Genomic DNA, 18656 nt, shown 5'->3' on the forward strand with positions numbered 1-18656 from the left:
AATATTCTAGTTTTCATAAATTTGTTTTTTTATTAGCAATGATTGTTCTACTACTTTTTAGAGATATTAATTATTTTCCCATTTTCCATTTTTGAAATAATGTCTACTTTTTCAATGTGGTCAACAATCAGATTTATCGCATGATGAAACCCTAAGGTATGTAGCAATTGAGATGTTTCTAATGAGTGTAACAAACTAAATTGATCTGCTTTTGCTGCCTTATAACACTCTAAAGCAGCTATCGAAGAATCTGCCAATGAATAGGAATAGGCATCGCCTATACTTAACAAATGATGAATCAACTGCCCTGCACCAATAAAATCCTCCATTGAAAATCTACCATGATTTCCTGCACAAACAATGGCTATTGAAGAATCTCCTGTATTATCATGTAATTCCTTTGCAATTACATGGCCATTTAATAGTGAGCTCGTGTATAAATTTATAGCAGAAGAAGCATTTTCTATACCCACCGTCCCGTTCGTAGTTAAGAGGATCAAGGAATCTTTTCTAGCATGTTTTTCATCATCAAATAAAAGGGGGTCAGGATATTCCATTCCTTCAATATAGTTTCCTTTACTTTCACCCATTAATAAATTATTTTTTGGATTTTGTTTTAAAATAGAAAATCCTTCATCTGGGCTTTTTACTGTAGTGACTGATTTTATACCTTTATTAAGAGCAAAGGCGATAGTAGAGGTAGCGAGTAGCACATCAATAACGACTGCGGTTGAATCTTTAATCTTTTCAGTATCTACTAATTCCTTTTGTGTGATAACATGAATTCTTCTCATATACATACCTCTCTTTTGTACGAAGTCAAATTTAGCAACGCACTAATTTAGCAACAACTTCTCACATTAATTTCCTTTATTCAATTTGTTTTTAAAATTATTTTACCTTGTGTTTTTCTTCTTTCCATTAAATCATGCACTTTTCCGACCTCTTCAAGCGGATAAATTCCTCCAACACTAATGTTCAACTGTTTATCTTTTATAAAATTGAATAGTAACTCCAGTGCCTCTTTGTTCTTCTGATGGTCTTTCCAATCACCTAAAAAGAAACCTGCAACTATTTGATTCTTATTCATTAATTTCCGAGGGTCAAACAGTGTTTCTTTCCTGCTAGCGCGACCATAGACGATTATCCTTCCAAAAGAGTCCAAACATTTGATGCTTTTATAAAAAATGTCATCGCCTACCATTTCCATGATAATATCTACACCTTTGTTATTTGTTGCCTCAAGTACTTTTTCATTCCAATTATCTTCTGTATAATTAATTAGTATATCTGCTCCGAGTGTCTTAGCATGCTGCAACTTTTCCTGGGTGCTTGCAGTAGCAATAACTAGACCAGCACCAAGTAGTTTTGCAAGTTGAATAGCAATCGTACCAACTCCCCCTGCAGCAGCATGTACGAGAACAGTTTCTCCTTTTCTTATTCTCGCCATTTCATTTAAAATATAATAAGCTGTTAATCCCTGTAGAGGAATGGCAACAGCTTCTTCCAATGATATTCCGTCTGGGATAATAGTAACCTTTTCTTCATCAGTCGTGATATATTCGCTATAGCCACCACCTTCAAGTAACAAAGCTACCACACGGTCGCCAACTTCAAATGTAGAATTACTTCCTGTTTTTTGAATAACACCTGCAACTTCATATCCTGGGATAAAGGGTAAGGGAGTTGGTTCCAAATAGGCACCTCGGCGTCTTAAAATATCTGCAAAATTTATTCCAATTGTCTCTACTTGAATCAATACTTGGTTACTAGCAGGCTCTTTCTTATCCAATTCAATTACTTTTAACTGATTTGATTCTCCATATTCTTCAAAGTGTATCGATTTCACTTATATCCTCCATTCTCTTAAAGCTTCTTGAATTTGTTGTAATTCATTGAACGCTTTCAAACTAAATTGGTAATCTGTCTTCAAAAATAGAATAGAACTAATTTGTAAAATTGCTATCAACTTAAAATAGGCTACACTTTTATAAGTATCTTTGTTTGAAATGTGATTGCTTCTTGGCCATCTTGATTCCGGATTCGAGCTTCAACATCTAATATCCCTCGATTATTATCGGAGAGGATTCTTTTATTCACAATTGTATATTCACCGACTAAACGATGATTTGGTTTCACTGGAAGTTTCCAACGTATATTATCTATCCCTAGACCACCTAAACAATCCCTACCTAATATGTTCATATGAATGAAATTAGCCCAAACAATATTAATCGAATAAAATCCAGAAGCAATTAATGATTCATAAGGACTTTCCTTGGCCTCCACTTCATCCACATGAAAATACTGTGGATCATACTTTTTAGCGTATTCAACCATGTCTCCTTTATCTACTATTACTTCACTTGTAGTAAATATATCGCCTTTGGTAAATTCATTAAATTTCATAAAGTCTCACCTCATTTACCAATATTTATATTTTCTAAATGACTTAAGTAATCAATTTGTACCAAATGTTCTCCGGCATCTAAATAAATGCACTCTCCATTAATGTAACCCGCGTTGTCAGACGATAGGAAATATGCGAGACTTGCAACTTCCTCTAGCTTACCAAAGCGTTTTAAAGGTACTTTATCCACTGCATCCTGATAAGATTTTTCCGATGGATATAATTTATCTACGCCTTCCGTACCATCAATTCCACCCGGTGCGATACAGTTAACACGAATACTGTATTTCTTTCCCCATTCTACCGCTAACGTTTTGCTCATCGCTTGCACCCCAGCTTTTGCTGAAGCAGAATGCACAACACCCGGTGCACCACCTGGCCAAGGGGCAACGATATTAATTATCGAACCAACTTTCTCGTCTCTTATCCAGTCCTTTGCAACAGCTTGCGAACAAAACCATGTGCCATACAGTACAATCTCTACCACTGCTTTCCAACCATTCACAGTCAGATCCTCTGCGTTTACAATGAAGTTTCCTGCAGCATTATTAATTAACACATCGATTCGACCAAATGCTTCCTTTGTTTCTTTAACCATTCTTTCTGCCATTTCAGGATCACGCACATCCATTTGTACGGTTAACACTTGCCCTCCAAACTGTTCAATATCTCTTTTTGTTTGCTCTAGTTTTTCAAGAGTTCTTCCCGCAATGACTACATTCCAGCCCTCTTGGACATATTTTTCAGCCATTCCTCTACCAATACCACTGCCACCACCTGTGATAATGACTACTTTTCTATCCATTGCTATTTCCTCCTTTTCTTGAACTAGTCCTTAAATTTTTCCATGTCTTTCCAAGGGTAGAAGTCTGGCATATCCGAACTTACATTCATAGTGAAATTCGGTTTGCGTTTTTCTAAAAATGCGTTCATTCCTTCTTTTACATCTGCATTTTTTCCCATCCAATAAATGAACTTCGATTCGATTTTGTGGGATATCATTGGATGACTTGTACCTAGCATTTTCCACATTAATTGACGGTTTAGTGCAACAGACATCGCTGAGGTGTTTTCTGCTATCTCTCTTGCTAGATTTCGTGCGGTATCTAGTAATTTACCTTCTGGAACTACTCGACTTATTAAACCTTTTTCCAACGCTTCTTCCGCTGAAAAAATCCGACCTGTTGCAATCCATTCCATCGCCTGATTAATGCCAACGACCCTTGGTAAGAACCAGCCACTACCCGCTTCTTGTGTAATGCCTCTCCTTGAAAACACAAAACCGATCCTCGCTACATCTGAAGCAATTCGTATATCCATTGGTAGTACCATCGTGGCTCCTATACCAACAGCAGCACCATTAATGGCTGCAATAATTGGTTTCTTTAATTCAAAGATTCGCAGGGTCAACACACCTCCACCATCCCGATGTTCCTCCATCGGCTCATCCACATCGAACGAGTATTCATGAAGATCTGCACCAGCACAATATGCTCGTCCTGAACCAGTCATTATAATTACTCGAACATTATCATCCTCATCTGCACGATCAAATGCATGAATTAATTCGTCTTGCATTTGATGTGTATATGCGTTTAACTGCTCAGGGCGATGGAGTGTTATTGTCATAATTCGTTCCGAAACTTCTACCCTAATTGTTTCGTACATGTAGAGTTACCTCCTAACATTTTTAACAGATGTAAAGAAAAAGTCACCAATTACTTGATGACTTTTCTTTTAGACTCAATTACTTTGATAGCTTTATAAATTGGTTGGTTTAAAAAACATATGATTTTGAAATATTTTCTTGTAATTCTTTCGCAATTCTTTTCACTACTTCTTCTGCACTTTCAATATCATCTATTAAACTAGAAACCTGTCCACAACTCATAAAACCATTATCTATTTCACCGTCTAGCATTGCTAGCTTATTGTATGTTCCTCTTACAAAAGGAAGTACAACATCTACTGTTCCATTTTCCTTTTCTACCTGATGTACCTTCTCGGAATACTCATTTTTAAGTACCCTAATCGGTCCTTTTAATATTCGGGTCATGATTTCTGTAGATACATCCTGTGACTTCAGTATTGCTGATTTAAAATTATCATGTGCCTCACATTCTTTTGTCGCAACAAATCTGGTACCTAACTGAACACCATCTGCACCCAACGCCATTGCAGCAGCCATACTTTTGCCATCAGCAATTCCGCCCGCGGCAATAACCGGAATTGAAACAGCTCGTTTAACTAATGGCACTAATGTCATTGTTGTTAATTCAGAAGGTCCGTTACTACCGCCTGCCTCATATCCTTCGCATACAATAATGTCCGCACCTAATTTCTCTGCCTTTTCCGAATGAAAAGCTGTAGAAGTTAGTACCAGAACTTTTAAACCCAAATCTTTGATTACCGGAATTAATTCTTTTGGATTGCCAGCGCCTAAACTTACGGCTTTAATTAAATGTTTATGTTTACTTATGACACCTAAATAAGGGGTGTAATCAGTGTGCTGACTTATCGGAATGTTTACACCAAACGGTTTATTTGTTGCATCAGCTGCTAACAAAATCTCTTCTTCAAAATTTTCAACCGTTCTTCCAGCAGTACCAATTTGCCCAAAGCCCCCTCCTTCAGAAACGGACGCAGCAAGCAGTCCGTTTCCTACATATGCAAGGCCACCTTCTATAATTGGAAATTCAATTTCCAATACTTCACAAACCTTATTCACTAGTTATCCACCTTTATATATTTTTTTATATTCATTTTCTCTAAATGTATACTTAATGTGGATTGTTACTGCTTTATACTTTAGTAGTTTGAAGTTTATTATTTAGTGTTGCTTCTTGTTTTCTTAACTCTAATTTCGCAACAGCTTCTGCATGAACTTCATCTGGGCCATCTGCGATTCGAAGTGTACGCGCGTGTGCCCAAATTTGTGATAGCGGGAATACGTCAGAAACTCCCCCTGCTCCATGGACTTGAATTGCGCGGTCAATTACTTCTAGAGTCATTTTTGGAACGACTACTTTAATCATTGCAATCTCTTTTCTAGCGGCTTTATTTCCTTCCTTATCCATTTTGTCTGCAGCCGCAAACGTTAAAAGACGTGCTTGATCAATTTCCATTCTAGCCTCAGCAATCCAATTACGGATTACGCCTCGTTCAGATACTTTTACGCCCCAAGTTACACGCTCATTTGCACGTTGACACATTAATTCTAGTGCACGCTCCGCCATTCCAATTAAACGCATGCAATGGTGAATTCTTCCTGGTCCAAGGCGTCCTTGAGCAATCTCAAATCCTCTTCCTTCTCCAAGAACCATATTAGAAGCTGGAATACGTACATCCTTAAACTCCACAACCGTATGACCATGCGGTGCATCATCATATCCATAAACCGGTAAATATCTTTCAATGTTTACACCAGGTGCGTCTATCGGAACTATAACCATTGATTGTTGATTATGTCTTTCAGCACTTGGATCTGTCTTTCCCATTACGATCATTAACTTGCATCGTGGATCCATCGCTCCAGAAATCCACCACTTTTTCCCATTAATCACATAATCGTTTCCATCTTTTTCGATACGTGTGGCGATATTCGTTGCATCAGATGATGCGACAGCAGGCTCTGTCATTACAAATGCAGAGCGAATTTTACCATTTAGCAATGGAATCAGCCATTCCTTTTTCTGTGCTTCATCTGCATATTGTTCGAGTAATTCCATGTTACCCGTGTCTGGTGCAGAGCAGTTGAATACTTCAGGGCCGATTAATGATCTACCCATAATTTCTTTTAAGGGAGCATATTCCAAATTAGTTAATCCTCCCCCGTGTTCCTCACTCTGGATAAACAAATTCCATAAACCTTCACTTTTTGCCTTTTGTTTTAACTCTTCCATAATTGGCGGTATTGTCCAACGACTTTCTGCAGCATTTAACTGTTCTTCATAAACATCTTCATTCGGTAATACATGCTCTTCCATGAATTGTGATACTCTTTCTTTCAAATCTCTTACCTTATCATTCTCTTCAAAAAACATATTTATCCTCCTCTATAATTATCAATTAATCGATATAAATTTATGATTGGAATTTTCTCCTTGGTCCATTAATATTACTTTCCTCCCATTTCAATATTTTTTAATTTTGACATTTATTATTCCCAAGGAGTTATTCTTGTCAAAGAAATAACCTGTTTTGTAAAATTCAGTTATTTTTTATTGCTATGGTATTAACTTCTAAGCACCTAAATAAAGTTCACGTACTTTATCATTTTTTTTCAAATCCTTACTTTCACCCGATAATTGGATGATTCCATTTTCCAAAATATATGCATAATCGGCAACTTCCAATGCTAAATGCGCATTCTGTTCAACCAATAAAATGGTAAGACCATCTTCTTCATTAATCTTTTTAATAATGTCAAAAATAGACCGAACTAGATTCGGAGCTAGACCCAAAGAGGGTTCATCTAAAAGTAAAATTTTGGGATCTCCCATTAATGATCTACCAATAGCAAGCATTTGTTGTTCTCCACCACTTAAAGTGCCCGCATGTTGAGACATTCTTTCCGATAATCTGGGAAAATAGGATAATACCTTATCCCTATCTTTTTTTATTTGTTCCTTATCTTTACGTAAATAAGCTCCAATTTGAAGGTTCTCTTCCACTGTAAGCTCTGGAAATATCCTGCGATTTTCCGGACAATGGATAATCTGATTTTTAACGATATAATTAGGAGACTTTTTATTAATAATCTGATCTTGAAATTCATAGTTTCCTTGCTTTATTTCAACTAATCTAGAAATTGTTTTTAGTAATGTACTTTTCCCAGCACCATTTGCACCAAGTAAAGTTACAATTTTACCTTGAGGAACTTCTATAGTTACTCCCTTTAAAGCTTGTACTGAACCATAATTAACATGAATATCAGTTAACTTCAGCATGAGCTTTTTCCTCCTCTCCACCCAAATAGGCTTCTATCACTATAGGATCTTTTCTGACTTCTCCTGGCTTGCCTTCTGCTATCTTCTGCCCGAAGTTCATAACCGTAACATAATCAGATATATCCATTACCATCGACATATCGTGTTCAATCAGGAATATTGTAAAGCCAAAATCCTGTTTAAGCCGGAGAACTAAATCACTTATTTGTCTTGATTCCACGTTATTCATACCCGCAACTGGTTCATCAAGTAGAAGTAATTTTGGTTTAGTCATCATTGCCCTACCGATATCAACCATTTTCTGAAAGCCAAATGGTAAGTTTTTAACTACCTCGTTAGCTAAATGTGTTATTTCGAGTAGGTCTAAAATTTTATGCACTTGTTTTTTATTTTCAATTTCTTCTTTTCTAACATTGGGTAAGTTTAACATGATGGTAAATAAATCTTTTTTGATATTTGGATGTAATCCGACCAAAAGGTTATCCATTACCGTCATATCCTTAAACAATTCAGTATTTTGGAAGCTTCTTGCAATTCCATGTCCTATAATTTGATGGGATTTATAGTCAAGAAGGTTCTTACCTTCCATAATAATCTCCCCAGAAACCGGCTGAACAAGTCTACTTAACGTATTAAACACAGTTGTTTTTCCCGCACCATTCGGTCCAATGATGGAATAGATTTCTCCTTCTCTTACTTTCAGACTTAAATCATTCACTGCAGTTAATCCACCAAATTCAACTCTAACTTTGTTTAATTCTAGCAAGGTTATGAACTCCTTTCTTTAAGTGTAGACTCGGAACTGCTTTTCTTTTTCTTTTTAAAATGATCTAACAGTGTAGCTAGTCCCTCTGGTTTTAATAAAATTACAAATACTAACGTAAATCCAATAACTACATTTGTTATACCAGGGAAAGGATCAGTAAAATGTGGAATAACAGAAAACAATACGGAACCTATTATTGGACCAATAAACGTATACATTCCACCAACTATAATCATGGCCAGTAATAGAAAGGACGTTGTAACAGGAAAGTCAGTTGGCCCCACAAAACCTATCCAATAAGCATAAAGCCCACCAGCTAAACCAGTAAAGAATGCGCTAATCGTAAACATTGTTGCTTTATAATATGTGATGTTTACTCCTGAAGACTGCGCTGCAACTTCACTTTCTCTAATAGAGCTAAAAGCTCTTCCAACACTACTGTTCACGAAATTGTACATAAACCATATAAAAAGAAATGCACATATTATTATAAATAGATAAAGATTAAGTGACGAACTTAAGATTTCTGGTTTCCGTACAAGCATTCCAGAGTATCCATTCGTTAATGAATTCCAATTTAAAGCAATAATTGGCACAGACATTCCGAACCCTAGTGTTACAACTGCTAGAAAATGCCCTTTCAGTCTTAACGCAGCTAATCCAACGAGAAGTCCAATTATTGCTGTAATGACACCAGCAAGGAAGAAATTTATTATGAACGGGAAGTTAAAACGGTCAGTTAAGATCGCAACAACATATGCACCTATCATTAGAAAACCAGCATGCCCAATAGAAATCTGTCCACCATAGCCTATTAATAAATTTAGAGCTACTGCGGTAATCCCATAAATTGTCGCTAAGACGACCAGTGTCATCCAATAGTTAGACATACCGACAACAAAAGGGAAAGCTACTAGTATGATCGCTAATAATATTAATGCTATAAGTTTATTTGATGTTTTTTTCATTATGATCACACCTTCTTAACAAATTTTGTACCAAATAGCCCTGTCGGTTTAAGGTAGAGTACAACAACGATTAGTAAAAAGACAAATACGACACTTAATTCGGTACTAACATAATAACTAATCCAGTTACTATATACTCCAACTACTACTCCTCCAAATACCGCCCCTGGAAGACTTATAAATCCGCCCAGTACTGCAGCAGCGAAGCCCATCATTAATATCTCGCTCATCATACTTGGGTGGAGATAGGTAACCGGTGCTGTCAGCATTCCCGCAACAGCTCCTAACACAGCCCCTGATGCCCATGTCCAATTAAAAATTTGGGAAACTTTAATTCCCATGAGCGAAGAGGTTTCCATATCTTGCTGTGTTGCACGCATCGCTAGCCCAATTTTCGTATTTTTAAATAGATAAAATAGAAGTAACATCAGGACTAGAGTAATTCCAAGTGTAAATAACTGATTTGGTTTCATATAAATACCTAGAAACTGAAATGAATCCCCAGGAATAGCTTCTCTATATCCAATCGGTGTATGCCCCCATATCAAACCAGCAAGTCCGTGGAAGGCTAAGAACAGCCCTAGAGTTAGTACAATTTGATTAAGTGGTTCAGAATTTTGCACGCGTTTCATAAACAAACGGTAAATTGACATTCCAAATAGTGCCGCAAATACAAGTGCCAAAAGAAATGATACAATGAAAGGTAATCCCATTATTCCATAGAATGTATAGCTAACAAATGCTGTTATCATAGCCATTTCTCCATGAGCAAAATTGACAACATCTGTAGTTTTGTAAATCAGAACGATCCCGATAGCAGCTAAAGCATAAATACTTCCATGAACGAGTCCTCCAAATGATATCTGTAAGAATGCCTCCATTTTCCCTCTCCTTCCATTATTGTTTCGTCATATTACGATCTCTTACTTATGTATTCACAGTGGGAGACAATCCCACTGTGAATATTCTTACTCATACGTTATTTCGCCTGTTTCAGTATTAAAATTAATATAATCCGTTACCGCTTCGATTGTTCCATTTTGAGCTCTAGTGATAAATAAAGATGTTAAACCATAATGGTTTTTTTCATTAAATGTTACTCCTGCATATGTTCCTTCCTGCCAGTTATCAAAAGAGTTTAATGCTTCTCGTAAAGTGTCATAATTCAAATCTTCTCCAGCTCGTTCTAATGCTTCTACCAATACTTCAGCACCAGCATACCCCCATTGTGGAACGCCACTGTAGTTCTCACCAGGATAGGCTTCTTCATACAACTCTACATATCTTTCAATAGCTTCGACGCCCTCTGTACCTGGAGAGCCCGGGATCGGAATTGTACCTGCACTATACGTACCATCCCATACATCTTCGCCTGCAAGATCATAAAGGGTAAGGTCGTTCCCTCCTACAGAAGAAACCATATAATTAATATCTGTAAGACCAACTGCATGGAATTCTTGTTTCATCTGTGCAGCCGGATTCGGAGTAGCTAACATAATAACCGTGTCTGCTCCTGATGATTTAACTTGCTGTGCCTGTGTTGAAAAGTCATCCGCGTTTGCAACAAATGGCACTTCTACCGCTATTTCAGCATCATAATCATCTTTTATTTCCATTACTGCTTCGTATCCTTCTTTGCCATAATCATCATTTTGGTAGACTAAAGCAATTTTTTCAGCACCTAACTCATTTACTGCATAGTCATAAAATACTCTTGTTTCAATTCTATAGTTTGCGATTTCAGAACCATAGAACCAATCGTTTGGAGGATTATAAAACTGATCCGCTCCAGAACCTAACATCAAGCTTATTACTTCGTTTTCTATATAATAATCTTGTAAAGCAGTATTACATGGTGTACAGTCATGACCTAACATTACAAAAATGCCATCCTCTTCTACAAGGCGTTGTGCTTGCTGCATATGAACCGCTGGCTGATACTCACCGTCATATGCTAGCAATTTCAATTGACGTCCATGAACACCACCGTTTTCATTCACATAATCAATGTACGTCTCAATTCCCTGTGCAATTTGGCCATATATTGCTTGTGGTCCTGAGTGTGCAACAATGTTTCCAATAAGGATTTCATCGTCTGTTACTCCACGTACATCCCCATCCCCATCTCCATTTCCTCCTGAGGCACTATCCTCTCCACAAGCTGCGAGAATTAATAAAATTGCTACTAAGAAAACTAAATACCACTTTGGCTTTACATTGAACATAATATTTCCCCCTCTATTTAATTCACTTGATAAAATATTGAAAAAACTACTGTGATACCCAGCCTCCATCTACAAATAAAGTATGACCCGTAACATAATCAGCTTCATCCGAACTTAGATAAAGAACGGCTGCCGCAATTTCTTCTGGTTCTCCAAATCTCCGCAATGGTGTTTTTTCCATTACATGACTATGGAATTTTTCATTTTCCTCTAATGCTTCGATTGTCATGTCTGTTTTCACATATCCAGGTCCGACAGCATTTACATTAATCTTATGTCTTGCCCATTCTAATGCTAATGCTTTTGTAAGTTGTACCACACCACCTTTACTAGCAACATATGGAGAAATAAATACATCCCCTACAACACCCATCACAGAAGCGATATTAACAATTTTACCCCTACCTTGTTCCACCATCAGTTGTCCTGCAGATTGACAAGAAAAGAACAATCCAGTCAGATTTGTATCAAGGACATTTTTCCATTCTTCTTCCGTTATTTCTAGTGCGCTTTTCGCAAAGGAAGTACCTGCATTATTTATTAATATATCTACTTTTCCAAACTGTGCTTTCGCTTCATTAAATAAAGATTGGATACTAGATATATCTTGTATATCACTTGGTATAGCAATGGCTTGGTTACCATCTGCAACAATTTCTTGCACAACCTTTTCGAGCAATTCTTTATTTCTACTTGTAACAACTACTTGTGCATTCGCTTTTGCAAGTGTTTTGGCTATTACTTTTCCTAGCCCTTTACTAGCTCCAGTGACAACGGCTACCTTCCCTGATAAATCAAACATCATTCTCTTCCTTTTGATTTGTATTTTCTTTTTGTTTTCCCCTATCCAACAACTTTCGCTTCATCAATTTCCCTGTTACTGTTTTTGGTAATTCATCGATAAATTCTACTTCCCATATTCTTTTGTAAGATGCTAATCGTTCTTGTGCAAAATGCTTAATCTCATCGTCTGTAACAGAATTTCCATCCTTCGTAACTATGTACGCTTTAGGTATTTCACCTAAACGTTCATCTGGAATTCCTATTACAGATGCTTCTAAAACAGCCGAATGTTGATAGAGCACATCTTCCAATTCCTTTGGATAAATATTATAACCGCCTGATATAATCATTTCCTTCTTCCGATCTAGAAAATATACATAGCCATCATCATCTACTTTTCCGATATCGCCAGTATACAACCATCCATCTTTCACCGTTTTTTTCGTTTCTTTTGGATTATTCCAGTACCCTTTCATAACACAATGCCCTCTAGCGATAATCTCTCCCTTTTCTCTAGCTGGTAAAACTTTGCCATCAGCATTAACAATTTGGACATCAACATGTGGTAATGGAAACCCAACACTATCAAATTTTCTTTCTTTTCCAAGTTGATCAACTGAAATAACGGGAGAGCTTTCTGTTTGCCCATATGCCTGAAGTGTTATGGTATTATATCTTTGTTCAAATTTCCGTCGTACATCTGAAGGCATATGTGCTCCACTTGTGATGCATATTTCTAAACTCGACATATCATATTTTTCTTCCTCAGGTAACGTTAAAAACATATAGTACATCGAAGGTACACCAATAAAGAAATTAATCTTTTCTTTATTAATTGTCTCCGCAACGGTTCTTGTACTGTATCTCTCGAACAAATAGAATTTTGCTCCTTTAAGAAAAATAAGTGTCATGCCTGCCATAAGTACAAGTAAATGCGAAAGCGGGGTTACAATACACCCATAATGTTCGTCAGTAAGCTTGATCGATTCCGCATAAAATTCTGCATTTGTATTTAAATTATAATGTGATAATTCTACACCTTTTGGATTACCCGTTGTTCCAGATGTATATAAAATACATGCACCATGATCAGGCGATAAATCAAGGGTAATTCTTTCATCATTTACATTTTCAAGTTGGTCGTCGATGGCTAGAATATTAGGATTGTTACTTTGGACATTTGCATTCGTTGTAATAACATTTAGTTCAGATAATTGCTCATATATTTCATCTACAATCTGTAATTTTTCTTCACTCGTAATCAATAATTTCGCTCCCGAGTTTTCCAATATATAAATTGACTCCATTTTTTTAAATAAATAGTTGATTGGTACAGTAATCGCACCAATTTTTAAAATTCCATAAAAGGCATAAATAAATTCCATTCCGTTTGGCAACCAAATACTTACTCTATCTCCACTTTCAATACCAAGATTACGCATCATATTTGCGTACCTATTGGCTTCTCTATCAATTTGTTTATAAGTATAGTTATTGTTGTTGAACACTACTGCAGTAGAATCAGACTTCGTATAAGCTCTTAGTTCCAAAGCGTATGCAAGATTCATAGATTCACCTCTTTTATCAAATAGAATATGAATATATCTTTCTCTTTTACTTAGCGTGTAATAATTTCTATTAGCAGTTAAAGAAAGCCCTTTCATTTTTAGTGTTAACCCACTTCAATAATAACTTGGTATCATTATAATCGTTTAAATTTTAATTGTAAAGTATTTTTTTAAAAATATAGACTATTTTGTATTATTAGTATAAATTAATTTTTGGGATCATACAAATAACTCTTTTTGCATTTATGCTATTTATTTTTTTCTATAACTTCGAAGGCATGATAGACTAAGTTTCTGACTCTGATGTTTAGGGCGCTAAATCGATCATCGGTGGACTTTCCAATTTTGTATCGATAATAGATTTGTTGTAAGGCAACTGCAAGTTTAAAATAATTAATAGCCATATAAAAAGTCATATCCGGAATATCTTTCTTCGCTTTTAATGCATAGCGATGCAAAAATTCTTCTCTTGAGATAAACCCAGAATGTTTTGCTGTAAGGGATGGTAGACTCGATTTTAATGTTTCTGGATCATCTTTTTCAACCCAATAAACAACTGCACTTCCAAGATCAAAATAGGGATTTCCAATTGTCACCATTTCCCAATCTAATATCGCTCTAATTTCACGTAAGTCAGGTGATAATAACATATTATTTAGTTTATAATCATTATGGATAATCGCACTATCTAGTGTTTCAGGGACATTCTCTGATAACCATTTACTAACTTCAGCAATATGTGGGACTTCATCTGTTTGTACTTTTTTATACCTTTTTATCCATCCGTCGACCTGTCGATTCAAAAAGCCATTCGGATAACCGAAATCTGATAGACCTGCCTCTTCATAGTTGATTGTATGCAATGTAGCAAGTGCATCAACAACACCTGATGACAAGGTTTGTAATTGTTCCTCTACGATTTCTAGATTTGGTGGAAACACTTCATCTAAAACAATTCCCTTTTTCCGCTCCATTACATAAAATGGTACTCCTAGGATACTTTCATCTTCACAAAACGCATATGCTTTTGGAACATAAGAAAAATATGGATGAATCTTTTTTAAAAATTCAAATTCACGTTTCATGTCATGTGCTTTTCTGGGCAATGGACCATTGGGAGGTCGTCTTAATACAGCCTCCCAATCGCCACTTTTCAGCGAATAGGTTAAATTTGAAAACCCTGTTGAAAACTGCATCGCTTGAAGGGGATGATTCGGAAAATCAGCCAGTTCTTCACGTAAGAATTTTTCTAATTTTGAAGAATCAAACCCCTCTCCTTCACGAACAGGTATCAATCCCTCTGCTTGATACAAAGACAAAGTATTCACCCCACTTCATACATTATTTCTGTTCTTGCATCTGGTTGCGTAAAATAAAACGCTGGATTTTTCCACTTTGAGTTTTAGGTAACTCATCAAGGAATTCTATTTCTCGTGGATATTGATGTTTCGATAACCTTTCTTTTACAAATAAGCTTAATTCTTTTGCCATTTCTTCTGAAGCAAGATTTTTATATTCTTCTTTTAGCACAACATATGCTTTTACAATTTCTCCCTTTGCCTCATCAGGTTTTCCAACAGCTGCTACTTCTTGTACTGCTTCATGCTCTATCAAACTACTTTCCACTTCAAACGGTCCAATACGATACCCAGCACTAGAAATAATGTCATCCGACCGGCCTTCAAACCAGTAATATCCATCTTTATCAACGGAGGCTAAATCACCAGATAACAGCCATCTACCTACCATTTTTGATTCCGTTTTTTCTGGATCCTTCCAATATCCTAAGAAGAAATAAGGGAAGCTAAGCCGGTCAAAGGCTATTTCTCCGATTTCTCCCTGTTCTACAGGTTCACCTTCAGAATCCAGTAATGCAATTTCATTTCCAGGTAATGGAAAACCCATAGAACCTGGCTTCACTTCCATGTCCGTAACATTATAATTATTGACCGGCATTCCCATTTCTGTTGCACCATAGTGATCATAAATTGCCCGTCCGAAATTTTGTTGGAAGAAACGTACTACTTCAGCATTTAATGGTTCACCAGCACTACTAAACTTTTTAACGGAGAAATTATATTTTTTCACTAGTTCAGGACCCTTTGCCATCATTGCCCGGTAGGCCGTTGGTGCAAACGCAAAATTAGTTACTTGGTAATCCTGCATGAGCTGATAATACTTCTCTACTTCAAACTTTCCCTTATATAAAACAATACTTGTACCATACATCAATGGTGCAAAGGTACAGTTGACAAGTCCAAAAGACCAACCAAGATCGGCACCGCCAAGTAGTAAGTCTCCTTCTTCTATGCCAATTGCGTATTTTTGGTATGGATATAGGTTTATAAATATTTTCGGGCTCCATACAGCACCTTTAGGCAACCCAGTCGAGCCAGAAGTATATTGAATTGCAAATGGCTTATCTAATTTTTTTTCTGCAGTTTTATGTTCTTTTGAAAAAGTCCCTAAATACTCCCAGAAATTTTTTCCATTAAATGATTCTTCTATAATAATTAATTCAACTGGTGTCTTATCTACGTTCACTTTTTGAGATTGCTCCTTATTCGTTACAAGCATTTTGACACCACTATCAAGCAGACGATGTTCTAAAGCTCGCGGTCCAAAAGCAGTAAATAACGGAACATACAATGCACCGACTTTCCAAGTTGCAAGTACCGTTATGATCAGTTCCATATCCTTTCCAAGTAATCCAGCTACCCTGTCTCCTTCTTCTACACCACTCGAACGTAACCAATTTGCCATGCGATCTGACTTTTCCTTTAATTTTGCAAAAGTCCACGTTTCTTTATTTCCTACTTCATCTTCCCAATAAATCGCAACACGATTCGGATCTTTTGCCCATTTGTCGCAAGATTCATGTGCTGGATTAAATTTTTCCCGTGGATTCCAATCATACGAATCAAGCACCTTATCCCATGAAAAATTATCGACTAGCTCTTGATATGTTGTTGTCATCTAATCACCTCATTATATATTTTTTAAAACTTATCCTTTCAAGATTAAATAGCAATGTCCCAAAAAAATAAATCATTATTCCCTCTATCTAAAGATAATGGTTATAGATTTATTACTATTCTCGTAGGGTTTTCTATCTTTTTATGCAAATACTCCAATGCAGTATTAACATCTTCTAAAGAAAATTGATGGGTAATCGAATCTTCTAAAGATAACCGCTCATTGGAGACTAATTGAACTAATTGCTCAATCGTATTTTTCGTTTGTCCATAAGAGCCATAAAGAGATAACTGTTTTCTAACAAACTTGACAGACGACATGATTTTAATTGGATCGTAACCAACTCCAGTTAAGACGATTCTTCCACCAATAATCGCAGCATTTGCAGCTTGATTAATTGTCTCTTGTTTTCCAATAAATTCAGCAGCAATATCTACGCCGTAGCCTGTTTTTTGTTTAATTACCTCCACAGGATCTTCAAAAGTTGAATTAATCGTTATATCAGCACCATATTGCTTTGCTTTATCTAATTGTTCATCCAAAACATCGATTGCAAAGATTTGTTTCGCACCAGCCATCTTAGCAATTTGAACAGCATGTAATCCGAGTCCACCAACACCAAAAATTGCAATTGAATCGCCAAATTTTAATTGTGCACGGTCAATGAGTGAATGATAGGGCGTTGCTACTGCATCTGTTATAATTGCTCCGATTGGAAAAGGGATATTATCTGGCAATTTCACTAAATTCCTTGCTGGAACTACCATGTATTCCGCCAGCCCACCATCTCGATGGACCCCAACAATTTCTAACTTGTAACAAATTTCGCTATGTCCAGCAACGCAATTGCTACAAGATCCACAATAAATAATTGGATATACTGAAACACGTGACCCTAGTTCCCAATCGTTTACGTTTGCACCTGTTTTTACTACTACGCCTGATGGTTCATGACCAATTGTAATTGGCGAGAAAACTGGTCGCATGTTTCCATCGTAAACCATATGAATATCCGACCCACAAATTCCAACTGTTTTTATTTGTACTAGAACTTCATCTTCTGCTATTTCTGGTACAGGTATTACTTCAATCTTTAAAGGTTTATTAACTTCATAAAAACGAGCTGCTTTCATTGTTTTTGGTATAATCATTGCTAATCCCCTTTTAAATTTCATTTTCAAACCCTAAACTTCTACGAATAACCCCCTTTGTAAGCGTATACATATTGCCGATCATTTATTGAGTAAATTATAAACTTAGATATGTAAAGTATTATAAACAGATAATTTATAAATGTAAAGTATAATTTTGAATTTTTGTAATGTTATATAATATACTGTAAAATTTTAATATTTAAATAACCATTGAAGTTAAACGAATACACTATTATCATGCATTTTCTAATAGTTATATTTTCCCTATTTATAAATTCCAATTAAATTTTAGGTATTCATTCATGTAAAATAATGACCAGTATTAGTACATCATTAAGTATTTTATTATTTATAATTTTCACCTATTTCTGATTATTGCCTCGCTATCTTTATCCGTTATATTTATAATAAAGTACAGGCAGTTGAAAGCACATTCAAAAGTTGATGAGGAGGAATTTTTAATGATATATCAACCTGAAGTAAAGAAGTTGCTCGACATGATAAATTCCGCAGATGGAAAGTCAATTGAAGAAATGACGATTCAGGAAAATCGAGAAGGACTAAAGGCATTTTATAAAGACCTCAGAGGAGAACGGTAAGAAGTTGCTAAAGTACAGGATGTAAATATTCTAGTAGATGATGGCGAAGAAATTGGCTTGAGAATTTACACCCCAAAAGGCGAGGGTCCTTTCCCTGTTTTTGTATTCTACCATGGTGGTGGATGGGTCCTAGGCGATTTAGAAATTGTTGATCCTATCCTTCGTTGGGTAACAAATGAAACAGAAACAGTTGTGGTATCTGTTGATTATCGTTTAGCGCCAGAATATAAATTTCCTATCCTTGCAGAAAATTGCTAT

18 protein-coding genes and 1 pseudogene are annotated in these 18656 nt (G+C 36.1%); 2 read left to right on the forward strand and 17 right to left on the reverse strand.

Features of this window, described 5'->3' with window-relative positions:
* Window positions 1–50: 50 nt before the first annotated feature.
* From ACHABU_RS05430 to ACHABU_RS05510, 17 genes are all read right to left on the reverse strand, one after another.
* On the reverse strand, window positions 51–794 hold the full coding sequence (locus tag ACHABU_RS05430) for a 2-phosphosulfolactate phosphatase (protein WP_435763109.1): 744 nt from the start codon (window positions 792–794) through the stop codon (window positions 51–53).
* An 80-nt stretch (window positions 795–874) separates the two neighbouring features.
* Window positions 875–1849, reverse strand: coding sequence for a quinone oxidoreductase family protein (locus ACHABU_RS05435; RefSeq protein WP_435763111.1), 975 nt, complete (start codon window positions 1847–1849; stop codon window positions 875–877).
* Window positions 1850–1980: 131 nt separating this feature from the next.
* Window positions 1981–2409, reverse strand: coding sequence for a MaoC/PaaZ C-terminal domain-containing protein (locus ACHABU_RS05440; RefSeq protein ID WP_435763113.1), 429 nt, complete (start codon window positions 2407–2409; stop codon window positions 1981–1983).
* Between the two features lie 11 nt (window positions 2410–2420).
* A complete protein-coding gene (gene fadH, locus ACHABU_RS05445; RefSeq protein ID WP_435763116.1) occupies window positions 2421–3215 on the reverse strand; it encodes a 2,4-dienoyl-CoA reductase in 795 nt (264 codons plus the stop codon).
* A 23-nt stretch (window positions 3216–3238) separates the two neighbouring features.
* The gene (locus ACHABU_RS05450) at window positions 3239–4078 is read right to left on the reverse strand and encodes a crotonase/enoyl-CoA hydratase family protein (protein ID WP_435763119.1); all 840 of its coding nucleotides are present in this window, start codon (window positions 4076–4078) and stop codon (window positions 3239–3241) included.
* A 109-nt stretch (window positions 4079–4187) separates the two neighbouring features.
* Window positions 4188–5138, reverse strand: a complete 951-nt coding sequence (locus ACHABU_RS05455; protein ID WP_435763121.1) for an NAD(P)H-dependent flavin oxidoreductase — start codon at window positions 5136–5138, stop codon at window positions 4188–4190.
* 73 nt (window positions 5139–5211) lie between these two features.
* A complete protein-coding gene (locus ACHABU_RS05460) occupies window positions 5212–6453 on the reverse strand; it encodes an acyl-CoA dehydrogenase family protein (RefSeq protein ID WP_435763123.1) in 1242 nt (413 codons plus the stop codon).
* 198 nt (window positions 6454–6651) lie between these two features.
* The gene (locus tag ACHABU_RS05465; RefSeq protein WP_435763125.1) at window positions 6652–7359 is read right to left on the reverse strand and encodes an ABC transporter ATP-binding protein; all 708 of its coding nucleotides are present in this window, start codon (window positions 7357–7359) and stop codon (window positions 6652–6654) included.
* Window positions 7343–8125: an ABC transporter ATP-binding protein gene (locus ACHABU_RS05470; RefSeq protein ID WP_435763127.1), complete on the reverse strand. Its 783-nt coding sequence runs from the start codon at window positions 8123–8125 to the stop codon at window positions 7343–7345. Before ACHABU_RS05470 ends, ACHABU_RS05465 begins: the two co-directional genes overlap by 17 nt.
* Window positions 8126–8127: 2 nt before the next feature.
* Entirely contained in the window at window positions 8128–9093 is a 966-nt protein-coding gene (locus ACHABU_RS05475; protein ID WP_435763129.1) for a branched-chain amino acid ABC transporter permease, read from the reverse strand.
* Between the two features lie 5 nt (window positions 9094–9098).
* Entirely contained in the window at window positions 9099–9974 is an 876-nt protein-coding gene (locus ACHABU_RS05480) for a branched-chain amino acid ABC transporter permease (RefSeq protein WP_435763132.1), read from the reverse strand.
* Window positions 9975–10061: 87 nt separating this feature from the next.
* Window positions 10062–11318 carry an ABC transporter substrate-binding protein gene (locus ACHABU_RS05485; RefSeq protein ID WP_435763134.1) on the reverse strand — a complete coding sequence of 419 codons (1257 nt, stop codon included), beginning with the start codon at window positions 11316–11318 and terminating at the stop codon, window positions 10062–10064.
* Window positions 11319–11364: 46 nt separating this feature from the next.
* On the reverse strand, window positions 11365–12120 hold the full coding sequence (locus ACHABU_RS05490) for an SDR family NAD(P)-dependent oxidoreductase (RefSeq protein ID WP_435763136.1): 756 nt from the start codon (window positions 12118–12120) through the stop codon (window positions 11365–11367).
* Entirely contained in the window at window positions 12113–13669 is a 1557-nt protein-coding gene (locus ACHABU_RS05495; protein WP_435763138.1) for a class I adenylate-forming enzyme family protein, read from the reverse strand. Before ACHABU_RS05495 ends, ACHABU_RS05490 begins: the two co-directional genes overlap by 8 nt.
* A gap of 248 nt (window positions 13670–13917) precedes the next feature.
* A complete protein-coding gene (locus tag ACHABU_RS05500) occupies window positions 13918–14988 on the reverse strand; it encodes a phosphotransferase family protein (protein ID WP_435763140.1) in 1071 nt (356 codons plus the stop codon).
* Between the two features lie 22 nt (window positions 14989–15010).
* Window positions 15011–16645, reverse strand: a complete 1635-nt coding sequence (locus tag ACHABU_RS05505) for an acyl-CoA synthetase (RefSeq protein WP_435763142.1) — start codon at window positions 16643–16645, stop codon at window positions 15011–15013.
* A 101-nt stretch (window positions 16646–16746) separates the two neighbouring features.
* Window positions 16747–17796, reverse strand: coding sequence for a zinc-dependent alcohol dehydrogenase (locus ACHABU_RS05510; RefSeq protein ID WP_435763144.1), 1050 nt, complete (start codon window positions 17794–17796; stop codon window positions 16747–16749).
* Window positions 17797–18260: 464 nt separating this feature from the next.
* Here ACHABU_RS05510 and ACHABU_RS05515 point away from each other — a divergent pair, with 464 nt between their 5' ends.
* Entirely contained in the window at window positions 18261–18398 is a 138-nt protein-coding gene (locus tag ACHABU_RS05515) for a hypothetical protein (protein WP_435763146.1), read from the forward strand.
* 57 nt (window positions 18399–18455) lie between these two features.
* Window positions 18456–18653, forward strand: a pseudogene (locus tag ACHABU_RS05520) (alpha/beta hydrolase); the annotation flags it as partial.
* Between the last annotated feature and the right edge of the window lie 3 nt (window positions 18654–18656).

Origin of the sequence: Oceanobacillus sp. CF4.6 (genome assembly GCF_051262635.1) — a bacterium.
Classification (GTDB): Bacteria; Bacillota; Bacilli; order Bacillales; family Amphibacillaceae; genus Oceanobacillus.

Bases quoted from the DNA above. Each gene is read 5' to 3' on its own strand.
- ACHABU_RS05430 (WP_435763109.1), bottom strand. From the start codon at position 794: ATGAGAAGAATTCATGTTATCACACAAAAGGAATTAGTAGATACTGAA.
- ACHABU_RS05440 (WP_435763113.1), bottom strand. From the start codon at position 2,409: ATGAAATTTAATGAATTTACCAAAGGCGATATATTTACTACAAGTGAA.
- fadH (WP_435763116.1), bottom strand. From the start codon at position 3,215: ATGGATAGAAAAGTAGTCATTATCACAGGTGGTGGCAGTGGTATTGGT.
- ACHABU_RS05450 (WP_435763119.1), bottom strand. From the start codon at position 4,078: ATGTACGAAACAATTAGGGTAGAAGTTTCGGAACGAATTATGACAATA.
- ACHABU_RS05460 (WP_435763123.1), bottom strand. From the start codon at position 6,453: ATGTTTTTTGAAGAGAATGATAAGGTAAGAGATTTGAAAGAAAGAGTA.
- ACHABU_RS05465 (WP_435763125.1), bottom strand. From the start codon at position 7,359: ATGCTGAAGTTAACTGATATTCATGTTAATTATGGTTCAGTACAAGCT.
- ACHABU_RS05475 (WP_435763129.1), bottom strand. From the start codon at position 9,093: ATGAAAAAAACATCAAATAAACTTATAGCATTAATATTATTAGCGATC.
- ACHABU_RS05480 (WP_435763132.1), bottom strand. From the start codon at position 9,974: ATGGAGGCATTCTTACAGATATCATTTGGAGGACTCGTTCATGGAAGT.
- ACHABU_RS05485 (WP_435763134.1), bottom strand. From the start codon at position 11,318: ATGTTCAATGTAAAGCCAAAGTGGTATTTAGTTTTCTTAGTAGCAATT.
- ACHABU_RS05490 (WP_435763136.1), bottom strand. From the start codon at position 12,120: ATGTTTGATTTATCAGGGAAGGTAGCCGTTGTCACTGGAGCTAGTAAA.
- ACHABU_RS05495 (WP_435763138.1), bottom strand. From the start codon at position 13,669: ATGAATCTTGCATACGCTTTGGAACTAAGAGCTTATACGAAGTCTGAT.
- ACHABU_RS05505 (WP_435763142.1), bottom strand. From the start codon at position 16,645: ATGACAACAACATATCAAGAGCTAGTCGATAATTTTTCATGGGATAAG.
- ACHABU_RS05510 (WP_435763144.1), bottom strand. From the start codon at position 17,796: ATGATTATACCAAAAACAATGAAAGCAGCTCGTTTTTATGAAGTTAAT.
- ACHABU_RS05515 (WP_435763146.1), top strand. From the start codon at position 18,261: ATGATATATCAACCTGAAGTAAAGAAGTTGCTCGACATGATAAATTCC.